This is a genomic window from Chryseobacterium soldanellicola (assembly GCF_900100115.1).
Taxonomy (GTDB): domain Bacteria; phylum Bacteroidota; class Bacteroidia; order Flavobacteriales; family Weeksellaceae; genus Chryseobacterium; species Chryseobacterium soldanellicola.
Window position 1 is genome coordinate 458478 of the sequence record NZ_FNKL01000004.1, and the last position, 24837, is coordinate 483314.

The following is a 24837-nucleotide window of genomic DNA, read 5'->3' on the forward strand; positions in this document are numbered from 1 at the left end:
GTTGAAAAAATGAATATTCTAATATTAATAATAGCTATTACCGCAATCATTAGCTTTATTGCGCCCAATGGAAGCGCTAATTTTGAGAAATATAAGTTCAGTGTAGGAGCGATTATGAACAGAAAGGAATACATTCGTTTGCTTTCTGCCGGTTTTCTTCATGCAGATCTTATGCATTTGATATTCAATATGTTGACGCTGTATTTCTTTGGTCCTGTTGTTATTGAAGGTTTTGGAAATTTAGGTTTTATCATCATTTATTTCGGATCGATTTTACTTGGAAATATATTTTCATTATTTATTTATCAAAAACAGCCTTGGTATTCTGCAATTGGCGCGAGCGGAGGAGTTTCCGGGATTTTGTTTGCTTCGATCGCCCTATATCCTAGTATTGGAATTTATATGTTTTTCATTCCAATTCCGATTCCTGGTTATATTTTTGGCTTGGTTTATTTTGGGTATTCAGTTTACATGATGTTGAATCCGAGACAGCATGATAATATCGGTCATGCTGCGCATCTGGGGGGTGCATTTTTCGGTTTGGTTTATGCGGTTGCCAATCAGCCTCAGGCTGCGATGGGGAACGCATTGTATATTGGTATTATGGCGCTCCCGTTAATTTATTTAAGCTATGAAATCTTTGTGAGAAAAAGAATAGGGTAGTTTTTTTAACTAAAATTTATAAACCGGTTAATATTTTTTGCCGGTTTTTTTTATAATTATCCGGATATTTTCTCAATAGCTTTTTCAAGTGTCTCAACAAAATTGATGTGTCGGGTTTTATTACTTTCATAAATAAAATCCTTCATGCTTTTGCTTTCATATTTGCTGAAATCTCCTACAATGGCTAATCTTACACGATAATTTGAAAATTTCTGAAGAATTTCACCTGCGATTTTTGTCTTCAGATCGAAAAAATCAGGCGTAATATTTCTTTCATAAATAATAACTTTATCAAAATCCTGATAATAGATGTTTCCCAAAAGATCCAGTCCGTTCTGAGCAGATTGAATGACTATTTTATCAGAAATAATTTCTGCGATTCTGGTATTGTTTACTTCGTGTGCCTTGATTTGCATTTTTATTTATTTTATTCCGAAAATAAAACGGTTATTTTCAGATAAATCTTTGATTAATAGCGCTTCAGAGAAATTAGCAGTATATAACTCCAAGGTTTCAGGACCTAATTTTTGATTAATTTCTAAAAACAGCAAACCGTTTTTATTTAAATATTTTTCAGCATCTTCTGCAATCTTTTTATAGAAAATCAATGCATCGGAAGTTGGGGAAAAAAGTGCCATTTTCGGTTCGAATTCCTTGACAGAATCAGCAATTTCAGGCTCTTCTTCAATCCCGATATATGGCGGATTTGAAATGATAATATCAAAATTTTCATTTAAATCATAAGTAAGATAATCACCATAAATAAATTTTACATCAAGTTGATGAAAACACGCATTTTTTTTCGCAACTTCCAATGCTTTTTTAGAAAAATCAATTGAAGTAACCTCTGCTTCCGGAAAATGCTTCTTTAAAACCAAAGGAATGATTCCGCTTCCGGTTCCGATATCAAGAATTTTCAACGGTCTTTTTGTCATTTCGACGGAGGAGAAATCTTTAGATTCTTCATTCCACTTCGTTTCATTCTGAATGACAAAACTGTGAATTTTTTGAATCGCCATTTCCAGCAATTCTTCCGTTTCCGGACGGGGAATTAATACATTTTCATCTACAAAAAAAGTCATTCCGTAAAATTCTGCCTCACCTAAAATTTGCTGATAAGGCTTATTGCTTTTTAATGCTGAAATAACGTTTTGAAGCTGGTTTTCATCATCAGTTGATAATTCCTGACCCGCAAATTTTCGTTGATCAAAATTATCAAAACCGACGATTTTCTGAATAAAAACAGCGGACAAAAAATCTGTTTCCGAATCTGTATAAATTCCGAAAAGCTCTTTTCTAAAGTGATTTTTAAATTCTGAAATTGTCATTTATCTCGTAAAAACCAGTTTTGTATCGGTAGATTTTTCTTCATCAATTAAATAACCGTCATAGTTGAAAGCCTTTACATCATTCAAAGTCTGCGCATTGGTTTCCGCGCAAAACCTTACAACAAGGCCTCTTGCGTGTTTCGTGTAAACTACGATTGTCTTTAATTTTCCGTCTTTTAATTCATAAAAATCAAAATCGATGACCTTATGATTCAGTTTTTTTCTGTCAATCACTTTTCCGTATTCTGTGCTGCATAAATGAAGAAGGATCTCGTTCTTTTTCATCTCAGAATTCAACTGTTCTGTTATTTTCTCTCTCCAGAATTCGTACAGATTTTTGTATTGATCAAATTCAAAATGACGTCCCATTTCCAGCCTGTAAAGCATTACTTTATCAGACGGCTTCAGCAAACCATATAATCCGGAAAGCATTCTGTAGTTTTTCTGTAAATAATCTACTGCTTTTTTATCTAATGTTTTGGCATCCAGACCTCTGTAGACCTCACCTGTGAACGCAAACATTGCCGGAGCTGATTCTTTTGCGCCAGGTTTTGGTTTCCATTTTTGATTTCTTTCCCAATTTTCATCCGCCAGTTTTGTGGAGATTTCCATTAGTTCGGAAAGGTATTTTGGTGATTTATGCTTTAAATAAGAGTGTATAAAAGTTGCTTCTTCAATGAATTTCGGAGTGGTAGATTTCAACAGATCCGTTGAGTTTTCTACATTCATTAATTTTGCTGGAGATGTTATTATTTTCATAAGGTTTAAAAGGCAGATAAATGTTTGATATCAATAAAATTCATCATCATTAAAGACACAAAATCATACATGAAATGACAGATAATGAGGATTTTGATATTGGAATATAATTTATAAAATAGGGCAAAGACGCATCCGATAAACAAAGGGATAAGAACCTGGCCGACCGTTCCGTATGTGCTGTGAAGAATCCCGAACAAGAGCGCGGAAATTATTACTCCAATATAGGGATTATTGTAAATTTTTTCAACTCTGGTTTGCAGATAACCCCGCATTAGCAATTCTTCCAGAAAGCCTGCGGTTAAGCAGGTAAAGATAATTAATAAATAATTGTTTTTGAATATGGATGAAAGCTGTAATAGCTTGCCGCTGTATTTTTCATGGATTAACAGAGTAATTAAAACATTTAAAAAAGCGCTTCCAAATGTACAGATAAAGTATAAGCTAATGACAGCACCAATATAAAAGCTGATTGAATATTTTTTGTCTTTCCAAAGTAAAAACGAATTTTTTTCAATGAAAAAACTGTAAAGAAATATAATCAGTAAAACAAACCAAAGAACAATTCTGGTATAAAGAAATTTCTCTGCCGTAATATTTGCAGTTCCTGTAATCGTATTAAGTAAAGGAAGAACATATAGCATGACCAACGCCAAAAGCACAAAGGTGAGTAAAATCCCTAAAGAATATTTTCCGGTAAGACTCATAAATCAACGTAAAAAATTAACAATTAACTATTCACGATTGACATTAAATAATTCCTTTTCCCTGTCTGATAATTTCCGGTTCGCCGGAAGTGAGGTCAACAATAGTTGATGCGACATTGTCCCCATAACCGGAATCAATAACAATATCAACCAAATGATCATATTTTTCAGCAATTAATTCAGGATCGGTGGAATATTCGATAATTTCATCATCATCTTTAATAGAAGTTGATGCGATCGGATGCCCTAATTTTTCAACAATAAGCTGTGGAATCGGATGGTCCGGAACACGAATACCGATCGTTTTATGCCCTCTGTAAGCTAAAGGTAAGCTTTTGTTGGCATCTAAAATAAATGTAAACGGACCGGGAAGATGGCTTTTTAAAAACCTGAAAACAGAAGTGTCAATCGGTCTCGTAAAATCAGAAAGATGGCTCAAATCATTACAAATAATTGAGAATTGTGACTTTTCAAGCTTGGTTTTCTTCAGTTGGGCAAGTTTTTCCATGGCTTTTATGTCAAAAATATTGCATCCTAACGCATAAATAGTATCAGACGGATAGATAATCAATCCGCCATTATTTAAAGTTTTAATTACCTCATTAATAAGATTTTCCTGAGGGTTATTGGGATAAATTTTCAATATTTTTGCCATAGTACAAAGATACAAATAATAAGATAGTTTTTATAAAAGTCCTTTATTTAAAAGAAAAATTAGGATTTACAAAAAATAGTCGTATATTTGCAATCCAATATCGCGGGATGGAGCAGTAGGTAGCTCGTCGGGCTCATAACCCGAAGGTCATCGGTTCGAGTCCGGTTCCCGCTACTAAGTTTATGAACGATTGTCGGTACGTTCTAAAAAATACATCGCGGGATGGAGCAGTAGGTAGCTCGTCGGGCTCATAACCCGAAGGTCATCGGTTCGAGTCCGGTTCCCGCTACTAAGCAAGCGTTTTCGGTAAACGCTCTAAAAATATACCGCGGGATGGAGCAGTAGGTAGCTCGTCGGGCTCATAACCCGAAGGTCATCGGTTCGAGTCCGGTTCCCGCTACTATAGCAAGAGAATCACATGGTGGTTCTCTTTTTGTTTTTATTATTCGTTAAGTCTTACCATTGCGATGATTCCTGTCTGAAAATCTGTTGGCGAATTTTTTTCTGTGAAAATTAATAAAGAATTATTCAGTTCTATTTTTCTTATTTTATGATATTTTTTGTAGTAAAATTACTACAAGCTGTACACATTATTCTATAAAAAACGTGGTAGAAGAAATAAATTAATAGTTTATTTTTATAAAACAAACTGTTATTGTTAAAATTATGAAAATATATAGGCATTTTTGTGCATAAGGTGTAAAATTTACCATTCTCATATAGAGATTTACACTGATATTTTCAATCTTATATTTTAACTTTTTACCAAGGTCTAATTTAAATAACTAAATATTATCATGTTTTTTGATCAGAAAGATATCCACATCGGAAGGTTAATAGAATTACGAATAAGCGAACTGGAGATTGACTTATCGCGGATTTGTAATTTTTTTATGTGTACAGAAGAAGAAGCTAAAAAAATGTACGAATCAAAAAGTTTAGATTGCGACATACTCTTAAAATGGAGCAAATTACTGGAATATGATTTTTTCCGTTTGTATAGTCAGCACCTTATTTTTTATGCGCCACCGAGAAGTACAGATTACAATCAGAGAAATAATAAGACGGATCTTCCCCAATTCCGTAAAAATATTTACACAAGAGATATTGTTGATTTTATCCTCGAGCTGGTGAGAAATGGCACCAAAACGAAAAAAGAAGTGATCGAGCAGTACAGAATTCCCAAAGCTACCTTATATAAATGGATCAGTAAATATGATAAAGTGAGCTGATTTTCATAAAAATACAATTAAGTTGTTTAACGCCCTCAGAGCAATTTATAAACCGGATGAAAAATAAAAATTTAGCCTATAATGATTCTATTATTGGCAAAACTAAAAAAGAAATTATAGAAGAATTTGGCCATGGTTTCAATTTTTACCCTGACGACAGTTGGAATTATGAAATTGGTAAAACATGGTGGGGCATGAAAACAACTTTAATTATTGATTTCGAAAAAAATAAAGCAACAAAATTCAAGATCAAAAGCTACTACGGTAAGCTGAATTTAAATAATGAAAAGAATGCAAAAAATAGAAGCAACACCAAACTATAAACGGATTTTTGAAGATATTATTGATTTAAAATATCCTCAGAAAAAGGAAACCTGCTCGAAAATATTAAGCAAAAATGATTTGTCCTTTTTGGATATTATTAAGCTTAATAACATGATTTTTGATCAGCCAAACAGTTCGGGTGATAAAATAAATCAACAATATCGTTCTTATAATACGGATGCAATTTTAGAAATACTGGAATATCAGCAAAAAAATAAACTGAATAACAGCCAACTGGCTAATCATTTTAAGTTAAGTAGAAATACTGTAACAAAATGGAGAAAAATGTTTCCCGATTATTAACTGATGACTAAAATTATTCCTTCAATATTAAATTAAAAGAGAACCCTTACAGTTCTCTTTTTTTTATTAATCATCCTAAATTTTCACGATCTATTATCCAAACATGCCTACTTTATAGTCTCCGGGAATTTGCTTGAATGCGATATTAAACCTGTTCCATATATTAATTGAATTAACAACCAAAGTAAGATCAATAAGCTCTTCTTCAGAGAGCTGTTTTTTTACTTTTTCATAGACTTCATCCGGTACATGAAGGCTGTTTACGGCTTCTGCCCATTCCAGCGCAGCCCTTTCTCTGTCTGTAAAGTAGGGTGTTTCTCTCCATGCGCTTAGCCCGTAAAGCCTCTGTTCTGTTTCGCCCATCGCACGAAGTTCTTTTGAATGCATGTCAAGGCAATAAGCACATTGATTGATCTGTGAAATTCTGAAGTCAACAAGTTCCATCAGCTGTCTGTCAATTGAAGAATGTTTCAGATACTGATTAATTCCAAAAATCGGAGTGATTGCTTTTTTCCCTTTTTCGAATAAATTGATTCTAGGTTCCATAAAATATTAAAATTTAATTGTTATACCTTAATGACAATCGGATTTTAATTTCTGGACAGAATATATATGAAAATTTTAATTAAATTTATTTTTTGAAGCTACGGCGAAGTTTTTTATTCTATAAGATTGTAGATATAACGAAAATGCAACACATTTTAAAAATCTGTGACATTTCAAAATGCATGGAAAATAAAAAATCCCGCTAAAAAAGCAGGAATTTAATATTTTATTGTAAATTAATTATTGTGCTAATTGATTATACGGGGTCAGTTTATAGTCATCGGACATCGTCTGACCTAGGAATTCTTTTTTAGAATTTCCTTTCATTCTTCCTGCTGCATCGTTGGCATTAAAGTAAGCTTCACTAAGCTTTGTAGCTACTTCTGCAGGATTAAATTCAAATTTTGTATCCCCTTCTACACCAAGATAACCGTTTTTTCTGGTAAGGTTGGTGATATAGTTATTATAATTAATCATGGTATCTCTGAACATCGTATTGTGATATTCCATGCATTTTTTTGCTTTTTTAGAGGAGTTATTCAGAATACAGTTGTTCATATTTCCTCTGTAAAGACGCCATTCTGTCTCTACAATACCATATTCTTTTCCTAAAGCGGTTTTGCCGTTTGTAAGAATATTTGAATCGCCCTGTTTGGTGCTTACATCCTGTAAATGCTTGATAACCAAAGGAACTGTATTTTCAATTTTAGTTTTGGTCTCTCTTACCGCACTGAAATCCGCAGCCGGAGAATCTTTCTTTTGAGCTGTAGCAACGTTAAAAATAAGTAGTAATAGTACAATCAATAAATTATATCTTTTCATGAGAAATTTTTAAAGCACTAAAATAAATATAATTTCTCAGTTTAAACAAATCCATTTTAATTTTATTTAATAAAATTTAACAAGTTTTAAGAATTTCTATTGTATTTCGGGCTTTTTCTGCCAATTAATAAGGTGATATTTTAAGTCTGTTAAAAATTTAACATATTTTAATAAAATTTATTTCATTGATTATCAATTAATTACGTTGTTTTCTTTTTTATCACTAAAAAAATAGTTGTTTGAATCAGTTTTATTTCTACATTTGTATAACTAATTTCTTAGTGATATTGATTTTTACACTAAATTTATATCACATTAATGATAAAATGAACGGGATATGAAAATTCAGACTTTAACAAAAGCAGAAGAACAGGTGATGCAGTATTTATGGAAACTTGAAAAAGGATTTTTAAAAGACGTCCTTGATCTTTTTCCTGAACCAAAGCCGCATACCAACACAGTTTCTACTATTTTAAAAGTATTGAAAGACAAAGAATTCGTAGACTACAGCGTGTACGGAAGACAGCATGAGTATTTTCCGCTGATCTCGCAGGAGCAGTATTCAGGGAAAACAATGAAAAGTCTTGTGAAAAATTATTTTAAAGGATCTTACAAAAGCGCGGTTTCTTTTCTTGTTGAAAAAAACGAAATGACCGTAGAAGATCTTGAGATGTTATTAAACGAACTCAAAAAGAAAAACTAGCCATGGAAGCAATTCTTCTGTACTTTGGAAAAGTAATTTTATGTTCTGGTGTAATGTTTTTATACTATCAGTTGTCTTTAAAAGACAAGACATTTCATCATTATAACAGATTTTATTTGTTAGCGGCGATGCTGATATCACTGTTGTTACCCTTAATAAAGGTCGATGATTTTACGATCGAGGTCAATAGCGATGTGTACAGTCTGATTGATAAGATACAGAATTTTAATTCAGATAAAAACGTAATAAACAATGACCACACTTATTTTAGAATTATTTTTTCAGCTTTGGGATTGGTTTCTCTCTATTTTTTAGGGAAATTTATGTATGGGATTTTCAGAATCCAGCAGCTTAAAGGCCAATTTCAGAAAGAAAGTTTTGATGGAATTAATTTTTACCATACAAACTTGACCGAAGCCCCATTTTCTTACTTTAAAAACCTCTTTTGGAAGAATTCTATCATGCTGAATTCAGAAATCGGAGAACAAATTTTAAAGCACGAAATGGTACATATTGAACAGAAGCATTCCTTTGATAAAATCTTTATGGAAATCATTACTTCTGTCTTCTGGTTCAACCCGTTTTTTCATATCATTAAAAAAGAACTCAGTTTAATTCACGAATACCTGGCTGATAAAAAAGCCGTAAAACAATCGGACACAAAAGCATTTGCGCAGATGCTTTTAGCAAGCCACTTTTCCGGAACACAGTTGCCTGCGACCAGTCCGTTTTTAAGTTCAAACCTCAAAAAAAGACTAAAAATGTTACAAAAACCTCAAACCAAATTCGGATATGCGCGCAGAATTTTTGCATTACCGGTTTTATTTTCAGTAGCTTTTGCTTATATGGTAAACGCTAAAAATAAAGAAATTAAAGCAACGAATATTGAGATTGCGAAAGCTGTTTCTCAAATTAAAAAAGACACCATCAGACCTGAAAAAGTGAAAGAATTTGATGCTGTTGCTCCAAGATCGATTAAAAAAAATGAAACTGAAAAAAAACTTACTGATTTAGGTAAAAAAATAGAAGAGAAAAGTTTAGCCTTAAAAGGATTAAAACCTGAAAGCGAAGAATTCAAAAAGAATGTTGATGAATTGGGAGCTCTTTCAGCAGAGATCGGAAAAATTACAAGTTCTGACGATTTCAGAATGGCATATAGCATGAATGATGCAGATGTGAAAAAAATCAATGAATATTTCAAATCTGATGAATGGAAAGGAAAAGTAAAAGAGCTTAAAACCAACATGAATATTGAAATTCCCGAAATGCCGGAAATGGATTTTGATTTTCCTGAACCTCCGCAGCCACCGCTTCCGCCAACTACCCTGAATGAAAAGGATTTTCCAAGATCAAAAGTAAAAATCTATACTTTTAAAGATATGAAAGACATGAAATGGAGCCCCAAAGCTTCCATGGCTTTCAAATCTGCTGAAGATGCAAAAGAATCTGCTTCTACAGCAAAAAAAAGAGCTGAATTAGACCGGAAAAGAGCCAAGCTTAATGAAAAAAGAGCTAAGCTGGAAGGTGAAAGAGCAAAATTGGATGCCGAAAGAAGAGCTTTAGAAGGAAACAAAAGTGTTTACATTTACAGCAACTCTTTCAAACCGATGAAATTTGACAAGGTAAAAGTGATGACGATGAATAATAATAATGCTAAAATCATCACAGGATCAGGCTTACAAAAATACAGCGGAGACACGGCAAACATGAAATTTTATATCGACGGAAAAGAAGTGACTAAAAAAGAATTGGATGATTTGAGCCCTAACGATATTAAAAACATGAACGTAAACAAAAGAACAACCGACGGAAAAAGCTCCGGCGAGATCAGAATCGAAACTAAAAAATAAAGTTCCAACCGGCTTTGTCAATATCAATTAAACTCATGTTGGCAAAGCCTTTTTATAAATAATTATGAAAAATTATCTATTCCTTTTTACCTTCCTGAGTGTGTTTGTAACCGCACAAACCAACCGGTTTTATTATGATTACAAGTATATTTCAGATTCCACCAACAAAGCGGATGTGAAAAGCGATATCATGCTTTTGGATATTGATAAAAATGGCTCAAAATATTACAGCCGGGAAAAGTTTGTGTCAGATTCTGCAACGAAAGCAGATATTGCCAAACAAATGAAAGGCGGTTTTGGAACAAGCATAAATATCAAAAAAAATATAAAGCCGGGAGTGATCTATACAAGCGTTACCAAGGTTTATCCCGATTATAAAGTGTCACTTTCAGAAAAAATAGGAAATACAACCTATAAAATCGCCGAAGATCAGAAACCCGAATGGAAAATTCTTCCTGATAAACAGAAAATTGGTGAATATAATACCCAGAAAGCAACGACAACTTACGGAGGAAGAGAGTGGACCGCTTGGTTCAGCACAGATATTCCTTTTCAGGATGGGCCTTATAAATTCTACGGGCTACCGGGTTTGATCGTGAAGCTGGAAGATAAAACAGGGTCTCATATCATGACTTTAATTGGAAATAAAAAAACAGAGGCGAGCTCAGAAGAAGAGCTGCAAATGCCTGGTGTTACAATGATCGGTTTAGGGGGTAAAGATATCGAGGTAACAAAAAAGCAATTTAAAAAAGCCTGGAAAGATTATCAAACTGATCCTACAAAAGATATGAAGCAAACAATGAGTACTCTTCCCGCCGGCGCTGTAGTAAAGATGAAAAACCAGGACGGAAAAGATATTGACATGAATGAAATGTACAGAAACATTGAAAAAAGAGCAAGAGAAGAAATACAGAAAAATAATAATAAAATAGAGCCTGATCTATACAAATAATAATATATTTTAAATAAAAATCCCGAAATTAAGTTTCGGGATTTTTTATGCAATATGGTTGTTCAGTTATTAAGCTAATTTTTGAGAATCTGCAATAAACTGGGCCAATCCGCTGTCTGTCAATGGGTGTTTCAACAAATTCAAGATCGGAGGAAGTGGTGAAGTGATCACATCAGCACCGATTTTAGCACAGTCGATAATGTGCATTTGATGACGGATAGAAGCTGCTAAAATTTCAGTTTCATACATATAATTATCAAAAATCAATCTGATTTCCTGAATTAAATTTAATCCGTCCGTTGAAATATCATCTAATCTTCCCAAGAAAGGAGAAACATAAGTTGCCCCTGCTTTCGCTGCCAAAAGAGCCTGTCCTGCAGAGAAAATTAAGGTGCAGTTGGTTTTGATCCCTTTATCAGAAAAATATTTTAAAGCTTTGATACCATCTTTGATCATTGGGATTTTCACAACGATATTCGGGTGGATGGCCGCTAATTCGTCACCTTCTTTAATCATTTCTTCATAAGTTGTCGAAAGAACTTCTGCAGAAATATCTCCGTCTACGATCTCACAAATTGCTTTGTAGTGATTTCTGATCGCTTCAGCACCCTGAATTCCTTCTTTTGCCATCAATGAAGGATTGGTTGTTACTCCATCAAGAATTCCAAGGTCTTTTGCTTCTTTGATTTGCTCTAAATTAGCAGTGTCAATAAAAAATTTCATTTGTTTACAGATTTATTTTTACAAAGATAAACATTCCTTTCCGAGTGAGAAATTTTTAATTTTGGTTAGAAGTCGAAGTATCTCAAATAAAAACAATTTTATAAATTTGTTACTAATGAAAAACCACTTTACGGCTCAATTAGAAATTATCGGCATCAATCCTTTTGTTTTTATTCCTGAGAAAATTTTAAATGAAATTTTTGAAGCTTCGGGAAAAAATAAAAGTCCGATTCCTGTGAAAGGAACTGTAAATGGTAAAGAATTCAAACAAAACCTAATGAAATATTTAGGGGAATGGAGACTTTATATTAATATGATCATGCTAAAAGATTCTCCCAAACGTATTGGCGAGATTATTGAAGTTTCTGTGGAGTTTGATGATTCGGACAGAACGGTTTCCATTCATCCTCAATTAGATAAAGCGATCAGAAAAAATCCTGTTGCTCTACGGAATTTTGAAAACCTTATTCCTTCAAGAAAATTGGAATTGATTCGTTATATTAACAATTTGAAGACAGAAGCCAGTATTCAGAGGAATATTGAAAAAATAATTAAACATTTGAAAGGGGAAACAGATTTTTTTGGAAAAAGAATTAATTAATATAAAAACAAAGAATCCGGGAAAATTTTCCCGGATTCTTTTTAACTATGAATTTAACGCTTTGCTCAATTTTACGGCGTCCTGATTGTTAGGATCATATTGCAGTGATTTAGCAATATGTTCTTTTGCTTTAGCAGGATCACTTTGCTGCTCTGCAAAGGCAATATAAAAATAGGCATATGCCAGATTTTTCTTATTTTGCTCGATTTCTTCAGGTTTTACAGTTGCAATATACTTTTCATAAGCGATTTTTGCATTGGCATCATCTTTAGCAGATTGGTAGGCATAGGCCTGACTGTAATAGGATGGTGCCCAATCCGGTAATAGAACGGATATTTTTTTCCATGTATCAACTGCATTCGTCCAGTCTGACGCTTCCTGATAGGCTGTAGCAAGCTTTGCCAGCGCATCTGTATCTTTAGGATTGGCCTCAACCTGTTTTTTCAGGGCGTCAATTGCTGAATTGGCAGATTGGCTTGCGGCCGCTGTATTAGCTGTATTATTTGTACTGTCTGTCTGGGTTGTTTGTGCGTTAATAAAACTTGCACTTCCCACAAGGATTAAACCTGTCAACAGGTTTTTGATATTAATTTTAGCCATTTTCATAATCTTACATTTTAATTTTTAATATTACTTTCTAAAATTCAATAATAATTCCAGAAAAACGTAAATTTTAGAGTCTTTAAGTTTTTTTTGAAAATATTAACGGATAAAATGTTTTTTTTAGCTTAATTTTTGATTCGTTGCGGTTTGAGTTATCTTTGTAAAAACAGCTTTTAATAATTAATAATTTCACATATGAATATCTTATTAGCATCAACTTCAACACTTTTTGGAGGAGAATATTTACACTACTTAAAGGAAGAATTAATTCAATTATATAAAGGAATTGACGAAATTATTTTCGTTCCGTTTGCTAGACCCGGAGGTATTTCCCACGATGATTACACCGCAAAAGCACGTTCTTTTTTTGAAACAATCAATATTAAAGTAAAAGGGCTTCATGAATTCGAAAATAAGATTGAAGCTTTACATAATGCAAAAGGCTATTTTACAGGCGGTGGAAACACGTTTTTATTGGTGAAAACTTTGCATGAAGAAGGTTTAATGTCTGTTTTAAAGCAAAATGTAGAAACCGGAAAACCTTATTTGGGATGCAGCGCGGGAAGCAATATCGGCGGACAAAATATGAAAACCACCAACGATATGCCGATCGTTTATCCGCCAAGTTTTGATTGTATGGGATTGGTTCCTTTTAATTTAAATCCACATTATTTAGACCCGAATCCGGATCTTAAACACAACGGGGAAACGAGGGAAACTAGGATTAAAGAATTTTTAACACAAAATAATACAAAAGTTGTCGGGCTTCGTGAAGGAAACTGGATCCGAAGAATTGGTGAAAAAATTACCGTTCAGGGAAGCGAAATGACAAGAATTTTTGAGAAAGATAAAGAACCTTATGAGATTGAATCGGGTTCTGAATTGTAATTGTTATTTTAATTATATTTGAATTAATAAATGTGATTTAGGATCATATAAAAAATGAGAAAATGCTTCGTGAACATTCGTTTACGAAGCATCTTTAAAAGTAATTACAAGATAATAAAAAACTCAATGAAAAAAGCATTTGCCGTTCTGACCTTATCAACGCAGATATTTTTTGCTCAAAATATTACCCAGAAACTGGATGATGCAACGAAGAATTTAATGAATTCTTCGGGTGCTGTTGCAACCAATTTGTCTTTTTATGTTACAGATGAAAGTGGGAATTTAATTTATGATTATCAGGGAAATAAAGGACTTTCTACGGCTTCTACACAAAAAATCTTTACGGCTGCTGCAGCTTTGGAAACTTTAGGTAAAAATTATACTTTTAAAACAACTTCAGGCTATTCAGGAAATATTTCTGGAGGAAATTTAAACGGAAATCTTTTTATCAGCTCAAACGGTGATCCGACTCTTGGAAGTTGGCGTTACGATGCATATAAGCCGGATATTTTTAAAAAGAAATTAATTGAAGCCATCAAAGTTTCGGGAATTACAAAAATTTCAGGAGATTTAATTATTGATGATTCTTATTTTGACCATCAGACAATTCCCGGAGGCTGGCCTTGGGATGATTTGGGAAATTACTACGGAGCCGGAATTTGGGGTGTCAACTGGCGTGAAAACCAATTTGATATTGATATTAACGGAACAGATTTTAAAGATTTTTCTTATCCTCTGGAAGGGGTAAAATGGCTGAATGACCTGAAAACAGGAGGAAGCTCGGACCAAAGTTTAATTTTCACAGCACCACATTCTGACGTGGCTTTAATTAACGGAACTTTGCCTGAGGGGAAAACGGTGACTGTTTCGGGGTCAACGCCAAATCCGCCGTTGCAATTGGGTGTGGAAGTAAAACAGTGGCTGAAAGACTCAGGAATTGATTTTTCAGGGAAAGTTGTCACCAATTCCCAACTTGAATTGGAAGGAAAGCAAGCATTGGAAGCTCCAAAAAATAATGTAATTTTTACGTATCAGTCGCCAACTTTGGATAAAATTATTTATTGGTTTTTGAGAAAAAGCATTAACCTTTATGGTGAAGCTTTAATCAAAACGTTAGGAAAAGAGAAAAAAGGAAATCCAAGCTTTAAAAGTGGGGTAGCATATCTGAAAGAGTTCTGGAAATCGAAAGGAATTAATGCCAATATGATCAATTTTGCAGACGGAAGCGGGCTTTCACCACAAAATTATGTGGCTGCAAAAGCGGAAGTTCAGGCTTTACTGTATGCTAAAAAACAGCCTTGGTTTGAAGCCTATTATGACGGTTTTCCAACGCAGGACAACGGCATGAAAATGAAAAGCGGAACGATGAAAGACACCAAATCTTTTGCAGGCTATTATACTTCTAAAGATGGAAAAAAATACGTGTTTTCAATCATTATCAATAATTACCAGGGAAGCGGAAGTGCAGAATTACAGAAAATTCTGAATGTTTTAAAATAAATTATATTGAGAAAATCCATATTTGCCAGATTAAATAACTGGATTATTTTTAGCTTAATGACCATTGTGGTATTAACCGTGGTTATTGCATCTACAATTTTGATTAATTTTTTACGTAAAGAAGAGATCAAAAGGGTGGATATTTTGGTGAGCGCAATTAAATTTCAGCAGGAAGTTACAACGCCGAGTTTGGAAGCTCAGGCTTTGGTGCTCCAGATTTACAGCTCAAACACAACAATTCCGGTTATTATTTTGGATAAAGATGATCAGCTTATTGAGCATAAAAACATAGCGCAGGATATTGAAGGAAAGCCAAAAGAAATCGTAGCCCTAGCTAAAAAAATGGCAAAAAACTATCCGCCGATCGAGCTGAAATTTTCTAATCAGAATAATCAGTTTGTTTATTATGACAATTCAAAATTATTGAATAATTTACGGTATTCCCCATATATTTTAGGATTTTTTATTTTGTGCTATTTTCTGTTTTCCTTCTGGTTTTTACGAACAATTAAAAAAACAGATGAAGGTTATCTTTGGGCTGGTTTGGCAAAAGAAACCGCGCACCAGATTGGGACTCCATTATCTTCAATGATCGGCTGGATAGAAATAATGAAGCTTGATATGCCTGATTATGAAGGGGTTAGTGAGATTGAAAAAGATATTGAAAGATTAAGGACGATTTCTGAGAGATTTTCAAAAATTGGTTCGGTTCCTGAGCTGAACGATATGAATTTTAATAAGACCATTCAGGAAAATTATGATTATTTAAAGACGAGAGTTTCAAGAAAAATTAATTTTAGCCTGCATCTTCCGACGTATAATATTTTAGTCCCGCACAACAAAATTCTGATGAGCTGGGTGATTGAAAATTTAGTTAAAAATGCCGTTGATGCCATGAAAGGGGAAGGAACGCTGCAAATGTTTGTTTTTGAAAGAAATAAAAATATTCTGATCGAAGTAAAAGATACCGGCAGCGGAATGACCAAGCAACAGGCCGGAAATGCTTTTAAACCAGGTTATTCCACTAAAAAAAGAGGTTGGGGATTGGGATTGTCATTAGCAAAAAGAGTGGTTAAAGAATATCATAATGGGGATATTAAAATCTCTCAGACCGAAATTGGAAAAGGAACGACCTTTAGAATTATCATTAAAAAAGCTTAAAAAATATTTTTAATAAACACAGATAGCACAAATATTTTTCACAAATAGCACTATTAAAAAAATGTGAATTTTGTGATTACATTAATGTTATTCGTGTTAAAATAAAAAAGCGAGGAAAATTTCCCCGCTTTTTTATTGACATTAATTTTAATTACTTTTTTCCGGTCAGCCACTGGTCCTGCAATTTCTTTTCTGCCGCGGTAGGATTAGCTTTGAATTGAAGCGTTTCCATTGTCAGCTTATCAAGAATTGCTTTTCCTTTTAAGTCAATTTTATCGGTTTTGTCGCCATTTTTTCTTAAAACGGTAACGGTAACATTTTGGCCTTCTTTAATTGTTTTCGAATAATTAATAAAATCCTGAATATTTTTAACATCAATTGTTTTTCCGTCTAATGCAAAAACTTCGTCAGTAATTTTAAAGCCGATGCTTTTTGCAAAAGGCGATAATGCCGAGCTTTCATCAAAAACAAAAGTATTGTTTTTCTCGTTAAAACCGGTCTGATTCGGATCTTTGATCATCCAAAAAATAGGCGGAGTTTCCTGTTTGCCGATTTCCACACCAACTTGACTTAAGTATTCTGCATAAGGCGTTGGCTGATTTCCTGCGATGTATTTATTGTAAAAATCTTTAACTTGTGGATAGCCTGTAACGGTTACCAGTTCATCAATTAATTTATCATCTTTAAATGGTTTGTTTTCACCAAATCTTTGCGATAATTTTCTGATCATATCGCGGTAACCCATTTCACCGTTTGACAATTTTCTCAATTCAATATCAAGACACATGGTCAAAAGTGTCCCTTTTTCGTAAACATTTCTGTACTGATCTTTGTACTGATCCAGCAAAACATTCTTGCTCATTACCGTAAACGGCATAGTATCATCGTAGTTTTTAGAATTGGTAATTTTTTCGTTAATTCTTTTCAAGAACTCATTTTTATCAATTAATCCTTCCTGAATCTGGAATAAATTTGCGAAATACTCCGTTCCGCCTTCATACATCCAAAGGTGCTGAGACATTTTCGGATCTGCATAATCGAAATAATGAATTTCTTCAGAATGTGTTTTCAAAGGATTCACGGTATGGAAAAACTCGTGAGAAACAACGTCTGTAATTGCTTTGTCGATCGCATCTTTAGGCATCATTTCGGGTAAAACAACACTTGTAGATTCGTGATGTTCCAGAGCTCCGAAACCTTTAATCTGCGGCCCACCCGTACCTGAAAGATAAAGCAGGATCGCATATTTTTTATTGGTATTCATATCACCCAAAAATTTCTTTTGAGCAATAACCATTTTTTCTAAATTATCCTTAAAATCCGCAGCTTTATATTTTCCTGTCGGTGAATAAACTCCCAACACAAGATCCATTCCGCCAGCGTTGAAAGTAGTGTAATCAGGCTTTGTGTACATCAGCGGAGAATCGGTTACTTTAGCATAATTTGCCAATGTAAAAGTATCTGTAGCCTCAGATTTATCCTGATCTACCAAGGCCGTTGTTCCGTAGAAATCATTCGGTTTCTGAATCACTAACTGATAAGGAACATCCTGCATATTATCGATATAGCCTACAAAACCGTGGGTATTAATCAGATACACTTTTCCCTGCTCAATATCTGTTCCTGAAGGTGAAAATACAGCTTTATGTTTTGAAGCATCCATTTCTTCGTCAAAACTGTCGTTTACCAGATAGGTAACTTTGCTTAAATTCTGAGCATTTTTAAGCGAATAAGAATTATCATTGATTTTTGTGAAAGTCAATTCTTTTCCTTTATTGTCTAAAAATTTGATTCCTTCTACAAATCTTCCGTAATCATCTACAGAATACGTTCCGGGAACAGTTTTCGGAAAATGGAATTTTATATCGCCTGATTTCATTTTAGGAAATTCCATTGTTACCGCCACTTTATCGTCTTTTACATTAACAAGATCGATCGTGGTCTTTATCGACTGAGCGTTGACCAAAACGGCAGTTAAAACGCCTAAACTTAGTGCTATTTTTTTCATTGAGTTTAAATTATAGTTAAATAGTTGCTTAAAAATTGATTTTGTTACGAAAAGCTGTATTAAACTTTTCTTAAAATTCAAATAAATAAAAAGGCAACCGATATTTCACGATGTTGCCTTCATTTTTAATTACTGTGCTTTTTTATAATTGATGTAATAATTCTTGTTAAACTGTACCGGACTTCCTTTTTTAAGCTTTACCGTTTGCCAGCTTTCGGTTGGATTGATGGTTTGTTCGCCATCAATTCTGATTGGTAATTTTAAATTTTTAACACCATTTATATAACGGAATTTTAATTCTTCACCTTTCTGAATATATTCCAACGTCGGAATATTTGTTGATCTTAAATATTGATTAAAAACGCTTGAAAAATCAATTCCCGATTTTTTTGAAATATAATCTTCAACTTGTTTTGTAGTAACCGTTTGATGATAAAAATCTTTATTCAAACCTCTTAAAATCTGCCTGAATTTTTCATCATTATTAATAACCTGGCGAATCGTATGAATCATGCTTGCGCCTTTTGGGTACATATCGCCGCTGCCTTCTTTCTTTACGCCGTATTTTCCGATAATAGGATTGTCATTTGCGATAAGATTCCGAATTCCAATGGCGTAAATATCAGCAGATTTTTTGTCCATATATTTTTCGGTGAAAAGTACTTCAGAATAATTTGTAAAACTCTCATGAATCCACATATCAGCCTGATCTTTTGCTGTAATATTGTTGGCGAACCATTCATGACCGCTTTCGTGGATGATGATAAAATCCCAGTTCAGACCGACTCCTGTTCCTGATAAATCTCTTCCGAGATATCCATTTTGGTAGCCGTTTCCATAAGCCACGCTGCTTTGGTGCTCCATGCCTAAATAAGGTGCATCAACAAGCTTGTAAGAATCTTCATAAAAAGGATACGGACCAAACCAATATTCAAATGCCGAAAGCATTGGTTTTACCTGTTGAAACTGTTTTTTTGCCTTATCTAAATTATAATCCAGCACCCAATAATCCAAATCCAAGGTTCCTTTTTCTCCTTTAAAAGCATCTTTGAAATTCACATATTTTCCAATATTCGGAATAATAGAATAGGTATTGATCGGATTTTTAACCTGCCACGTATAAGTTGTTTTATCACCCTCAGTTTTTTTATCGATCAGCCTTCCGTTTCCTACGCCTACAAGGTCTTTTGGCGTAATAATTTTCATAATAACTCCATTATCAGGCTCGTCGCTCCAGATATCTTTTGTCGGAAGCCAGATTGAAGCTCCGACAGCTTCATCTGCAACGCTCATCCAAGGATTTCCTTTTTCATCCTGGGTAAAAATCCAGCCGCCGTCCCAGGGCGCATTTTTAGCAATGGTCGGATTTCCGGAATAGGCAATATTGATAGTATATTTTTCTCCTTTTTTGAAGTTTTTGTTTGATTTAATCCAGATAAAATCACCGTCCTGCTTAGATTCTGCCATTGGAAAGCTGGCTTCTACTTTATCCGCTTTCATCGGCTGTAGCAAATCGATCTGGAAAGTCGGATTAGCAACATCTTTAATGATTTCAAAGCTTATTGTATTGGTTCCTTTGATGCTTTTTTCAGCAAAATTAGGCTCAACGGATAAGTCATACTTTTTAACGTCCCAAAAATTCCGGAATTCGGTATTAGAACCTTTTAAGGTATCTTGTTTTGTATAAACTTTATTTTTTTCGAAGAGTTGCCCGAAAACCAATCCTGAAGCCAACAAAAGTGAATATGACAGCTTTTTCATTTACAATTTAATTAATCTTTCCAAAAATAGAAAATTAATCCGTAGCAAAATTGAGAAAAGCTAAAAATGTAGAAAAGGGTTTTAATCAAATATAAAAACGTAAAGCTTTTTTATTATTAATTACACATTACTTATTATCCATATCTAGGAGCTATTCCCGCTTTCCGTTACAATCTTTTTTTTCAAAAAAGGATTTTCTCTGCAATCGGGGCTAGGTATTTGTTATCTTTTTCAATATTTGTCATAATAATTAATACATTAAGTTTGCCATACACTTTGTCATCCTGAAAGGATCTTAACAGTTAAAAAAGATGGGTTATTCTAAAAACTTAATGAAGTGCTTCGTCGCTCCTGAACCTCGTTCACAAACCTTCAGTCCTGTCTGCATTGACAAAAAATCCCGCAGAAAATCCACGGGAATATATTGTAAGTTTAAAATCTAAAATTAATTCTGAACTGTTGGTAAGTTTCCTGAATTTTTCTGCACTTTTTTATAGGTATAAGCACACATCAGAATACTGAATTCATACAATAAAAGCAGTGGCAAAGCAGCCATCATCATACTCAAAACATCTGCAGGAGTGATAATTGCGGCAACAACCATAATTAGAACAATCGCGTGACGGCGATACGTTCTCATGAAAGCCGGTGTTAGAATTCCGATATTGGTAAGGAAATAAATAAGGACCGGAAAAAGGAAAATTACCCCCATTCCTAAAATTACCTGTAAAAACAAAGTGGTGTAATCGCTCAAATCATAAAGCGGAACGATAATATCTGAAATTTTAAAAATAACTCCAAAATTAATTGCAAAAGGAAGGATCAAAAAATATCCGCATAAAACACCGGTCATGAATAAAATCCAAACCGAATTAATAATAAAGATTGAATTTTTTCTTTCTTTCGGATGAAGTGCAGGACTGATAAATCGCCACAATTCCCAGACAATATACGGAAAAGCAGCCACAATTCCTCCAAAAATGGAAACTGCCATCATTACATTAAACTGCTGGTAAAGCTTGCTGGCGCGCACAGGAAAATCTTTCGGAAGATGAATGCTGTCTTCACCCAAAATCATTCTGGAAAAGTGATTCACGATCTTAAAAGTAGGAAAACCATTTCGTGTCGGACCAAAAAAGATATGATCCATGATCCAGTTAATATTGAAGCCGACAATAAACGCCGCAACCACAATCGCAAGAATCGAACGAATGAGATGACCTCTTAATTCTCCAATATGCCCAAGAAAGGACATGTCTTTACCTTCACTCACAGAATAATTTTTTAAGATACCAAATTTATGAAATATTTATAGAAGTTAGAGATTAGATATTAGAAGTTAGACTTTTCTATTTCAGAACTAATTTCTAACCTTTACTATCTAGATTTTAATTTATTCCCTCGTCTAATAATTTGTGTAAGTCAATGATTCCGAAATACTTGCCATTTTCTGTTACAATAAGCTGCCCGATATTATTCTCCTTTAAAATTTTCATGGCTTCTTTTGCCAATACATTTCTTTCGATGGTTTTTGGATGTAAAGACATAATATCTTTAGCCAAAACCTTAGAAACATCTTCACCTTTCATCAACATTCTTCGCAAATCTCCGTCTGTAATTACCCCGATGATCTGATCTCCGTTCGTTACCACTGTAATTCCGTGTCTGGACGCGCTGATCGAGATGATAACGTCTCTCACAGGAGAGTCTTCCGCAACCTGTGGTTTTTGAGACGAAAGAAAATCGTCAACTTTTGAGATTAAATTTTTCCCTAAGCTTCCACCAGGATGAAATTTCGCAAAATCATTCGCCTGGAAATTATTTAATTCCATTAAAGCAACGGCCAAAGCATCTCCAAGAGCCATCTGCAATGTTGTTGAGCTTGTCGGAGCCAGCTTGATCGGGCAGGCTTCCAGGTCAACATGAGTGTCTAAAATCACTTCCGAAAACTCTGCAAGCTTACTTTTTTTATTTCCTGTCATTCCGATCAAAGCGGAAGAATAATCCTTTAAATAAGGAACAAGGTTCATAATTTCCGGTGAATTCCCCGAATTTGAGATACATAAAACCACATCCTGCTTCTGAATAACTCCTAAATCCCCATGAATTGCTTCCGAGGCATGAAGAAACTGTGAAGGGGTGCCGGTAGAGTTTAAAGTAGCTACAATTTTGTTTCCGACGTGGGCCGATTTTCCGATTCCAACGATGATCAGCTTTCCTTTTGCGGAATGTATGATCTCAACAGCTTTTGCAAAATCTTCATCTATTCTGTTTTTCAATTTTTCAAGTTCAGAAATTTCTATCTCTAAGGTGCTTTTCGCTATTGAAATAATGTTGGCTCTTTCCATTTTATTTTATAGGGTCTACAAAAAAATTCTTAATAAACGTTATACTTTAAAAAGAATATTTAATATAAATTTTAGTTTTATAAATTCGTTCGCTTTTATGTTAAGCAAAAAAGTTATAACTTTGGATTAGATGCAAATTTAGCAATAGAAAATTAGATGAGCGAAAAAAAAGCCAACTTATCAGGCGAATTGAAAAAATATTTCGGGTTTTCTACTTTTAAAGGCCAGCAAGAGCAAATTATAGAAAACCTGCTAGAAGGAAAGGATATATTTGTCTTAATGCCTACAGGAGGTGGTAAATCCTTATGTTATCAGCTTCCGGCACTTATTTCCGAAGGTACGGCAATAGTTGTTTCTCCTTTAATAGCCTTAATGAAGAACCAGGTAGATGCTGTGAATGGCCTTTCATCTGAAGATGGAGTAGCACACGTTTTAAATTCATCATTAAATAAAACGCAGACCAAACAGGTTTTTGACGACATTACAAGCGGTAAGACAAAACTTTTATATGTTGCCCCGGAATCATTAATTAAAGATGATTATCTGGAATTTTTGAAGGAAGTGAAAATTTCATTTGTCGCAATTGATGAGGCGCACTGTATTTCAGAGTGGGGGCATGATTTCAGACCGGAATACAGGAATTTAAAATCGATTATTGATAAAATTGCAGATGTTCCTGTGATTGCCTTAACAGCGACGGCCACTCCTAAAGTTCAGGATGATATCCAGAAAACATTGGGAATGAGTAATGCTTTGGTATTTAAAGAAAGTTTCAACAGGCCGAATCTTTATTATGAAGTACGGCCGAAAGTAAATGTAGATAAGGAAATCGTAAGATTTATCAACGGACACAAAGGAAAATCAGGAATTGTTTACTGTTTAAGCCGAAGAAAAGTTGAAGAATTTGCCCAGCTTTTACAGGTCAACGGAATCAATGCGCTGCCTTATCACGCAGGTCTTGACCAAAAAGTAAGGGTTGCGAATCAGGATAAATTCCTCATGGAAGAAGTAGACGTTATTGTTGCGACCATCGCATTCGGAATGGGAATCGATAAGCCTGATGTGCGTTTCGTGATCCATTACGACTTCCCGAAATCTCTGGAAAGTTATTACCAGGAAACCGGTCGCGCAGGTCGGGATGGTGGTGAAGGCTACTGTCTGGCATTCTACGATCCGAAAGATATTGAAAAATTAGAAAAATTCTTGGCTCAAAAGCCTGTTTCCGAGAGGGAAATCGGGTTGCAGCTTTTAAATGAAGTCGTAGGTTATGCCGAAACTTCGATGAGCAGAAGACAATATATTTTGTATTATTTTGGTGAAAATTTTGATCCTGAAAAAGGAGACGGAGCAAAAATGTGCGATAACGCATCAAATCCGCCAAAATTAAAAGACGCAACCGATGATCTGCAGAAAGTTCTCGAACTGATCAGAGATACGGGAGAAAAATTTAAATCTAAAGATCTGATTTCCGTAATTGCAGGAAAAGAAAATGCAGTTACAAAATCATATAAGCTTGAGCAAAATTCTTATTTCGGATTCGGAAAAGAAGAAAAAGATAATTATTGGAAAACCATTTTAAGACAGGCAACCGTTCAGAATTTCCTGCAAAAAGATATTGAAACGTATGGTGTTTTAAAATTGTCTGAAAAAGGACGTGAAGCTTTAGAAAATTCGTCCAAAGAAAAATTCATGATCGCTGAGGACAGAGAATTTGATTTGTCACAGACAAAAGCCGAAAGTGATCAGGTTCAGATGCAGTCAGCGGGCGGTTTAGACCAGAATTTATTCACTTTATTAAAAGAATTAAGAAAAAAAGTAGCCAAAAAACACGGAATTCCACCTTATACGGTCTTCATGGACCCAAGTTTGGAAGATATGACGGTTCAGTATCCTATTTCCGTGGATGAGATCGCTAAAATTTATGGAGTCGGAGAAGGAAAAGCCAAAAAATATGGTAAAGAATTCGCCGATTTTATCAGTAAATATGTAGAAGACAACAATATCGAACGTACTCAGGATATGGTGCTGAAGCAGGTTGCAAATAAATCCAGCCACAAGGTTTTCATCATTCAGAGTACAGATAAAAAAATTGACCTTGAAGACATTGCAAGAGCCAAAAACCTGTCAATGAATGAGTTGTTAAAGGAAATGGAAAGTATTGTATATCAAGGGACAAAGTTAAATATCGATTATTATATTGAAGATAATTTTGATGAAGATATTGTAGACGGCTTCATGGAATTCATGACCGAATCTGAAAGTGACAGCATGAAAGTTTTGCTTGATGAATTCGGGGACGAGCTTTCTGATGAAGAAGTGAGAATGCTGAGAATTAAGTTTATAAGCGATGTAGCAAATTAAAAATTGAGAAAGCATCTGAAATATGCTTTTAACATTCTG

25 protein-coding genes and 3 tRNA genes are annotated in these 24837 nt (G+C 34.2%); 15 read left to right on the plus strand and 13 right to left on the minus strand.

All coding sequences use genetic code 11. From position 1 onward, the window contains the following. Window positions 1-9 precede the first annotated feature (9 nt). On the plus strand, window positions 10-663 hold the full coding sequence (locus BLT04_RS16145) for a rhomboid family intramembrane serine protease (RefSeq protein ID WP_089756829.1): 654 nt from the start codon (window positions 10-12) through the stop codon (window positions 661-663). Window positions 664-719: 56 nt separating this feature from the next. Here the strand turns inward: BLT04_RS16145 and BLT04_RS16150 are convergent, their stop codons facing one another. Genes BLT04_RS16150 through BLT04_RS16170 form a run of 5 tightly spaced genes read right to left on the minus strand, consistent with a single transcriptional unit; the run spans window position 720 to window position 4112 of the window. Continuing rightward, a complete protein-coding gene (locus tag BLT04_RS16150; protein WP_089756830.1) occupies window positions 720-1079 on the minus strand; it encodes a DUF4180 domain-containing protein in 360 nt (119 codons plus the stop codon). A 6-nt stretch (window positions 1080-1085) separates the two neighbouring features. Next, window positions 1086-1991, minus strand: a complete 906-nt coding sequence (gene prmC / locus BLT04_RS16155) for a peptide chain release factor N(5)-glutamine methyltransferase (RefSeq protein WP_089756831.1) — start codon at window positions 1989-1991, stop codon at window positions 1086-1088. Continuing rightward, window positions 1992-2750 (minus strand): peroxide stress protein YaaA, encoded by a 759-nt coding sequence (gene yaaA, locus BLT04_RS16160; RefSeq protein WP_089756832.1) that lies wholly within the window; start codon window positions 2748-2750, stop codon window positions 1992-1994. Between the two features lie 5 nt (window positions 2751-2755). Further along, window positions 2756-3457, minus strand: a complete 702-nt coding sequence (locus BLT04_RS16165) for a CPBP family intramembrane glutamic endopeptidase (RefSeq protein WP_089756833.1) — start codon at window positions 3455-3457, stop codon at window positions 2756-2758. 43 nt (window positions 3458-3500) lie between these two features. Then, entirely contained in the window at window positions 3501-4112 is a 612-nt protein-coding gene (locus BLT04_RS16170) for an L-threonylcarbamoyladenylate synthase (protein WP_089756834.1), read from the minus strand. A gap of 101 nt (window positions 4113-4213) precedes the next feature. Here BLT04_RS16170 and BLT04_RS16175 point away from each other — a divergent pair. From BLT04_RS16175 to BLT04_RS16200, 6 genes are all read left to right on the plus strand, one after another. Next, window positions 4214-4286: transfer RNA gene (locus tag BLT04_RS16175), tRNA-Met, on the plus strand. A gap of 42 nt (window positions 4287-4328) precedes the next feature. Then, window positions 4329-4401: transfer RNA gene (locus tag BLT04_RS16180), tRNA-Met, on the plus strand. A 38-nt stretch (window positions 4402-4439) separates the two neighbouring features. Further along, window positions 4440-4512 (plus strand) — tRNA-Met (locus BLT04_RS16185). 397 nt (window positions 4513-4909) lie between these two features. Beyond that, entirely contained in the window at window positions 4910-5344 is a 435-nt protein-coding gene (locus BLT04_RS16190) for a transposase (protein ID WP_089756835.1), read from the plus strand. A 56-nt stretch (window positions 5345-5400) separates the two neighbouring features. Next, window positions 5401-5667, plus strand: a complete 267-nt coding sequence (locus BLT04_RS16195; RefSeq protein ID WP_089756836.1) for a hypothetical protein — start codon at window positions 5401-5403, stop codon at window positions 5665-5667. Then, window positions 5636-5971, plus strand: coding sequence for a helix-turn-helix domain-containing protein (locus tag BLT04_RS16200; protein WP_228421989.1), 336 nt, complete (start codon window positions 5636-5638; stop codon window positions 5969-5971). The genes BLT04_RS16195 and BLT04_RS16200 overlap by 32 nt, the downstream gene beginning before the upstream one ends. Before the next feature lie 93 nt (window positions 5972-6064). On the opposite strand, the gene BLT04_RS16205 is transcribed toward BLT04_RS16200, so the two are convergent. Both BLT04_RS16205 and BLT04_RS16210 read right to left on the minus strand, forming a co-directional pair. After that, the gene (locus BLT04_RS16205; RefSeq protein WP_089756838.1) at window positions 6065-6517 is read right to left on the minus strand and encodes a carboxymuconolactone decarboxylase family protein; all 453 of its coding nucleotides are present in this window, start codon (window positions 6515-6517) and stop codon (window positions 6065-6067) included. Window positions 6518-6757: 240 nt separating this feature from the next. Continuing rightward, the gene (locus BLT04_RS16210) at window positions 6758-7339 is read right to left on the minus strand and encodes a hypothetical protein (RefSeq protein WP_089756839.1); all 582 of its coding nucleotides are present in this window, start codon (window positions 7337-7339) and stop codon (window positions 6758-6760) included. Between the two features lie 337 nt (window positions 7340-7676). On the opposite strand from BLT04_RS16210, the gene BLT04_RS16215 reads away from it, so the two are divergent. The 3 genes from BLT04_RS16215 (at window position 7677) to BLT04_RS16225 (ending at window position 10844) form a co-directional block, all read left to right on the plus strand. Next, a complete protein-coding gene (locus BLT04_RS16215; RefSeq protein ID WP_089756840.1) occupies window positions 7677-8042 on the plus strand; it encodes a BlaI/MecI/CopY family transcriptional regulator in 366 nt (121 codons plus the stop codon). A gap of 2 nt (window positions 8043-8044) precedes the next feature. Then, the gene (locus BLT04_RS16220; protein ID WP_089756841.1) at window positions 8045-9892 is read left to right on the plus strand and encodes a M56 family metallopeptidase; all 1848 of its coding nucleotides are present in this window, start codon (window positions 8045-8047) and stop codon (window positions 9890-9892) included. Between the two features lie 64 nt (window positions 9893-9956). Further along, on the plus strand, window positions 9957-10844 hold the full coding sequence (locus BLT04_RS16225) for a GLPGLI family protein (RefSeq protein ID WP_089756842.1): 888 nt from the start codon (window positions 9957-9959) through the stop codon (window positions 10842-10844). 69 nt (window positions 10845-10913) lie between these two features. Here BLT04_RS16225 and fsa read toward each other — a convergent pair whose 3' ends face one another. Continuing rightward, complete coding sequence (gene fsa / locus BLT04_RS16230; RefSeq protein WP_089756843.1) at window positions 10914-11567, minus strand: fructose-6-phosphate aldolase; 654 nt, start codon at window positions 11565-11567, stop codon at window positions 10914-10916. A gap of 115 nt (window positions 11568-11682) precedes the next feature. Between fsa and BLT04_RS16235 the strand changes: the two genes are divergently transcribed. Continuing rightward, on the plus strand, window positions 11683-12168 hold the full coding sequence (locus BLT04_RS16235; RefSeq protein WP_089757311.1) for a YdeI/OmpD-associated family protein: 486 nt from the start codon (window positions 11683-11685) through the stop codon (window positions 12166-12168). A gap of 45 nt (window positions 12169-12213) precedes the next feature. On the opposite strand, the gene BLT04_RS16240 is transcribed toward BLT04_RS16235, so the two are convergent. After that, window positions 12214-12774 carry a tetratricopeptide repeat protein gene (locus BLT04_RS16240; protein ID WP_089756844.1) on the minus strand — a complete coding sequence of 187 codons (561 nt, stop codon included), beginning with the start codon at window positions 12772-12774 and terminating at the stop codon, window positions 12214-12216. A gap of 192 nt (window positions 12775-12966) precedes the next feature. On the opposite strand from BLT04_RS16240, the gene pepE reads away from it, so the two are divergent. The 3 genes from pepE (at window position 12967) to BLT04_RS16255 (ending at window position 16320) form a co-directional block, all read left to right on the plus strand. Then, window positions 12967-13659, plus strand: a complete 693-nt coding sequence (pepE, locus tag BLT04_RS16245; RefSeq protein WP_089756845.1) for a dipeptidase PepE — start codon at window positions 12967-12969, stop codon at window positions 13657-13659. 126 nt (window positions 13660-13785) lie between these two features. Then, window positions 13786-15159 carry a D-alanyl-D-alanine carboxypeptidase/D-alanyl-D-alanine endopeptidase gene (dacB, locus tag BLT04_RS16250; protein WP_089756846.1) on the plus strand — a complete coding sequence of 458 codons (1374 nt, stop codon included), beginning with the start codon at window positions 13786-13788 and terminating at the stop codon, window positions 15157-15159. A 3-nt stretch (window positions 15160-15162) separates the two neighbouring features. After that, the gene (locus tag BLT04_RS16255) at window positions 15163-16320 is read left to right on the plus strand and encodes a sensor histidine kinase (RefSeq protein ID WP_228422000.1); all 1158 of its coding nucleotides are present in this window, start codon (window positions 15163-15165) and stop codon (window positions 16318-16320) included. Between the two features lie 151 nt (window positions 16321-16471). Here BLT04_RS16255 and BLT04_RS16260 read toward each other — a convergent pair whose 3' ends face one another. From BLT04_RS16260 to BLT04_RS16275, 4 genes are all read right to left on the minus strand, one after another. Further along, window positions 16472-18328, minus strand: coding sequence for a M61 family metallopeptidase (locus tag BLT04_RS16260; RefSeq protein ID WP_089756848.1), 1857 nt, complete (start codon window positions 18326-18328; stop codon window positions 16472-16474). Between the two features lie 129 nt (window positions 18329-18457). Next, window positions 18458-20089, minus strand: a complete 1632-nt coding sequence (locus tag BLT04_RS16265) for a M1 family metallopeptidase (RefSeq protein ID WP_089756849.1) — start codon at window positions 20087-20089, stop codon at window positions 18458-18460. A gap of 445 nt (window positions 20090-20534) precedes the next feature. Beyond that, window positions 20535-21362 (minus strand): twin-arginine translocase subunit TatC, encoded by an 828-nt coding sequence (gene tatC / locus BLT04_RS16270; RefSeq protein ID WP_170828496.1) that lies wholly within the window; start codon window positions 21360-21362, stop codon window positions 20535-20537. 115 nt (window positions 21363-21477) lie between these two features. Then, window positions 21478-22437 (minus strand): KpsF/GutQ family sugar-phosphate isomerase, encoded by a 960-nt coding sequence (locus BLT04_RS16275; protein WP_089756851.1) that lies wholly within the window; start codon window positions 22435-22437, stop codon window positions 21478-21480. A 156-nt stretch (window positions 22438-22593) separates the two neighbouring features. Here BLT04_RS16275 and recQ point away from each other — a divergent pair, with 156 nt between their 5' ends. Continuing rightward, window positions 22594-24798, plus strand: a complete 2205-nt coding sequence (recQ, locus tag BLT04_RS16280; protein WP_089756852.1) for a DNA helicase RecQ — start codon at window positions 22594-22596, stop codon at window positions 24796-24798. Window positions 24799-24837: the final 39 nt, after the last annotated feature.

Bases quoted from the DNA above. Each gene is read 5' to 3' on its own strand.
- BLT04_RS16215 (WP_089756840.1), top strand. From the start codon at position 7,677: ATGAAAATTCAGACTTTAACAAAAGCAGAAGAACAGGTGATGCAGTAT.
- fsa (WP_089756843.1), bottom strand. From the start codon at position 11,567: ATGAAATTTTTTATTGACACTGCTAATTTAGAGCAAATCAAAGAAGCA.
- BLT04_RS16210 (WP_089756839.1), bottom strand. From the start codon at position 7,339: ATGAAAAGATATAATTTATTGATTGTACTATTACTACTTATTTTTAAC.
- BLT04_RS16165 (WP_089756833.1), bottom strand. From the start codon at position 3,457: ATGAGTCTTACCGGAAAATATTCTTTAGGGATTTTACTCACCTTTGTG.
- yaaA (WP_089756832.1), bottom strand. From the start codon at position 2,750: ATGAAAATAATAACATCTCCAGCAAAATTAATGAATGTAGAAAACTCA.
- BLT04_RS16200 (WP_228421989.1), top strand. From the start codon at position 5,636: ATGCAAAAAATAGAAGCAACACCAAACTATAAACGGATTTTTGAAGAT.
- BLT04_RS16145 (WP_089756829.1), top strand. From the start codon at position 10: ATGAATATTCTAATATTAATAATAGCTATTACCGCAATCATTAGCTTT.
- BLT04_RS16225 (WP_089756842.1), top strand. From the start codon at position 9,957: ATGAAAAATTATCTATTCCTTTTTACCTTCCTGAGTGTGTTTGTAACC.
- BLT04_RS16170 (WP_089756834.1), bottom strand. From the start codon at position 4,112: ATGGCAAAAATATTGAAAATTTATCCCAATAACCCTCAGGAAAATCTT.
- BLT04_RS16190 (WP_089756835.1), top strand. From the start codon at position 4,910: ATGTTTTTTGATCAGAAAGATATCCACATCGGAAGGTTAATAGAATTA.
- dacB (WP_089756846.1), top strand. From the start codon at position 13,786: ATGAAAAAAGCATTTGCCGTTCTGACCTTATCAACGCAGATATTTTTT.
- BLT04_RS16235 (WP_089757311.1), top strand. From the start codon at position 11,683: ATGAAAAACCACTTTACGGCTCAATTAGAAATTATCGGCATCAATCCT.
- prmC (WP_089756831.1), bottom strand. From the start codon at position 1,991: ATGACAATTTCAGAATTTAAAAATCACTTTAGAAAAGAGCTTTTCGGA.
- BLT04_RS16260 (WP_089756848.1), bottom strand. From the start codon at position 18,328: ATGAAAAAAATAGCACTAAGTTTAGGCGTTTTAACTGCCGTTTTGGTC.
- BLT04_RS16240 (WP_089756844.1), bottom strand. From the start codon at position 12,774: ATGAAAATGGCTAAAATTAATATCAAAAACCTGTTGACAGGTTTAATC.
- BLT04_RS16265 (WP_089756849.1), bottom strand. From the start codon at position 20,089: ATGAAAAAGCTGTCATATTCACTTTTGTTGGCTTCAGGATTGGTTTTC.
- pepE (WP_089756845.1), top strand. From the start codon at position 12,967: ATGAATATCTTATTAGCATCAACTTCAACACTTTTTGGAGGAGAATAT.
- BLT04_RS16275 (WP_089756851.1), bottom strand. From the start codon at position 22,437: ATGGAAAGAGCCAACATTATTTCAATAGCGAAAAGCACCTTAGAGATA.
- BLT04_RS16150 (WP_089756830.1), bottom strand. From the start codon at position 1,079: ATGCAAATCAAGGCACACGAAGTAAACAATACCAGAATCGCAGAAATT.
- recQ (WP_089756852.1), top strand. From the start codon at position 22,594: ATGAGCGAAAAAAAAGCCAACTTATCAGGCGAATTGAAAAAATATTTC.
- BLT04_RS16220 (WP_089756841.1), top strand. From the start codon at position 8,045: ATGGAAGCAATTCTTCTGTACTTTGGAAAAGTAATTTTATGTTCTGGT.
- BLT04_RS16195 (WP_089756836.1), top strand. From the start codon at position 5,401: ATGAAAAATAAAAATTTAGCCTATAATGATTCTATTATTGGCAAAACT.
- BLT04_RS16205 (WP_089756838.1), bottom strand. From the start codon at position 6,517: ATGGAACCTAGAATCAATTTATTCGAAAAAGGGAAAAAAGCAATCACT.